Here is a 2,540-nt window from a genome sequence, read left to right on the forward strand (position 1 = left end):
TACGGACCGTCGACCTCGCCCGCCAGGAGCCGTGCGACGTCCACGAAACCGCACTCGTCCGAGAAGAAGCGGTCGAAGTAGGCGCGTTCCTCGGGCAGGAAACCGGCCTTCCTGACGTTGCCCTTCCAGTTCCGGATGTCGAGCTGCGTGTGGCCGACGTTGAGGTCGCCCATCACCACGGCATGGTCCGCGCCGTCCCTGAGCTGGGGCAGCCGCGTGGTCATCGCGTCGAGGAAGCGGTACTTGTCGTCCTGCTTCTGCGTGCCGACCTCGCCGGAGTGCACGTAGGCGCTCACGACCGTCAGGCTCGCGCCGTCGACCTCGAAGTCCGCCTCGACCCACCGGCCGGCGGTCTCGAAGTAGCTGTCGCCGATGGTGGTGCGCGTCGCCGTGGGCGCCCGGCGGGAGGCGACGGCGACCCCGGCACGGCCCTTGGCGTCGGCCTCGGTGTGGAGGATGTGCCACCCGTCCCCGAGCAGGTCGCGGACCACGGCATCGGGGGCCCGGACCTCCTGCAGGCAGAGGATGTCGACGTCCCGCCCGTCCAGCCATTCCTGCATGCCCCGCTTGTAGGCGGCACGTATTCCGTTGACATTGACGGAGGCGATGCGGAGGGGATTCTGCGGAGGGTTCGATGCCGGACTCACTCGATCAACCTTACCCCGCACGATATTCCGATTCATCTCCGACGGGGGCCCGTCAGTCGACGACGGTGCCCTCCACGGGGCCGTCGGTGGACCCCTTCATCATGGAGCGGGCATTGTGCGAGGTGATCTCGATCGTCTCGAGTGCGCGCTCGACCATCCCCTCGTCCCGGCCGAGGTATTCACGCACGACTCCGACCTGCACCTGGACGATCTTGAAGCTGTGGTCCAGCTTGAGGTCCCGGGCCCTGTCGACGGCGACCGGAGCGGCCTGCCCCTGCACGCCGAACCCCGCATGCCCCTGGAGGCGGGACGCGGCCTTGCGCGCGGCCGAGCGGAGGCTGAACACGACGAAGCTGAAGACCAGGAGCCAGCCGAGGGAGATGATCACCACCAGCCAGCCGACGACGTCGTTCTGGTTCGCGGCGAAGACCACGGCGACCAGGAACACGACGAGCATGATCGCCATCCCGGCGCTGCCCATGCGCATGCTCATACCCCGGCCCGCGGGCCGGCCATTACTTCCCAGTGACTGCATCCGTCCATTCTCCCGCATCGTCCGGGCGCCTCCCGCTCCTTCCACCGCGGGCGAACTGTCAGGCTTCCCCAAGGTTTCTTCCATCTCCGCCCATCCGTGACCGGGGTCACCGCGAAGTACTGTCGTGCGCGCCCTACGGTGCGCTTCATTCGCACTACGGAGGACTTACCCATGAACAAGAAGATGCGTCTCCTCGCAGTACCGGCCCTCGCCATCAGCGCTGTAGCCCTCGCCGGGTCTCCCGCGATGGCCGCCGACGGCTCGTACTCATCCACCCTCGGCCAGCTGAACGGCACCACGGGCTCCGGCACGATCACGCTCGACGTCACCGGTGACAAGGCGATGGTCAACCTGCAGGTCTCCGGTCTCGCCCAGACCTTCATGGACGCCCCGTACCCCCACGTGCAGCACATCCACGGTGGCGCCAAGGGCGTCTGCCCCACGCCCGCCGACGACGCCAATGGCGACGGGATCGTCAACGTCGCCGAGGGTGTCCCGGGCTACGGAGACATCCAGACCACGCTCACCACCTCCGGCGCCACCACCCCTGCCGAGGGCCTGAACCTGCAGCTCGGTGGCCAGGGCGGGACCTACTCGATCCAGCGCGAGATCACCCTCGATGCCGCCACCAAGGCGTCGCTCGAAGCCGGCACCGCCGTCGTCGTCGTGCACGGTCTCGATCCCGCCACGGCCGGCGTGTCCCCGGAGGTCTTCGGCAGCCCGTCCGAGATCGCTCCCGAGCTCCCGCTCGGCGCGACCTCTCCCGCACTGTGCGGCACCCTCGCCGCGACCCAGATGGGCGCCATGCCGTCCGGCGGAGCCGACACCGGTGTCGCCACCGAGTCCTCCTCCAACTCCGCGGGCATGATCGCCCTCGGCGGTGGCCTGGTCCTGGCCGCAGCCGCCGGCGGAACCTACGCCGTCCGCCGCCGCGCGACCAACGCATGATCCTGATCGCTTCCCGTGATCAGTAAGGTAACCGGCCGCCGCTGGGGCTTCACCGCCCCGGCGGTGGCCGCCCTTTTCCTCCTTGCCGGCTGCGGAACCGGGGACGCGCCCGCAGCGACCCCGGACTCCCCGTCGGCCCCTGCGAGCAGCTCCGCCGGTCCTGCGTCGGCTGCACCCGGTCCGGCCGTGCCCTCGGCGGCTGCTGCCACGGAGCCGGCCGCTCCTGCGGCCCCACCGACGGCACAGCCTGCCGTGCTCGCCGCCTCGGCGCCGGTCACGCTGGAGATCCCCTCCATCGGCGTGCGGACCGATCTGCTCACCCTAGGCCTGCGGGAGAACCGGAGCCTGGAGGTTCCGCCGGACGGCCCCGGCGCCCCGGCGAGCTGGTACGACCGGTCGCTAGGAGTTCC

Annotated in this window: 3 protein-coding genes and 1 pseudogene; 2 read left to right on the plus strand and 2 right to left on the minus strand. The window is 70.0% G+C overall.

Annotated elements, in window-relative coordinates:
- Together CVO76_RS16790 and CVO76_RS16795 are read right to left on the minus strand one after the other, a co-directional pair.
- Positions 1-683, minus strand: a 683-nt coding sequence (locus CVO76_RS16790; RefSeq protein ID WP_208740203.1) for an exodeoxyribonuclease III, incomplete at its 3' end; no start/stop codon positions are given.
- A 16-nt stretch (positions 684-699) separates the two neighbouring features.
- Entirely contained in the window at positions 700-1,182 is a 483-nt protein-coding gene (locus CVO76_RS16795) for a hypothetical protein (protein WP_208740204.1), read from the minus strand.
- Positions 1,183-1,353: 171 nt separating this feature from the next.
- Between CVO76_RS16795 and CVO76_RS16800 the strand changes: the two genes are divergently transcribed.
- A complete protein-coding gene (locus CVO76_RS16800; RefSeq protein WP_208740205.1) occupies positions 1,354-2,130 on the plus strand; it encodes a hypothetical protein in 777 nt (258 codons plus the stop codon).
- Between the two features lie 15 nt (positions 2,131-2,145).
- Positions 2,146-2,540 (plus strand): annotated as a pseudogene (locus tag CVO76_RS16805) (class F sortase); the annotation flags it as partial.

The organism is Arthrobacter agilis (genome assembly GCF_002953615.1).
GTDB lineage: Bacteria > Actinomycetota > Actinomycetes > Actinomycetales > Micrococcaceae > Arthrobacter_D > Arthrobacter_D agilis_B.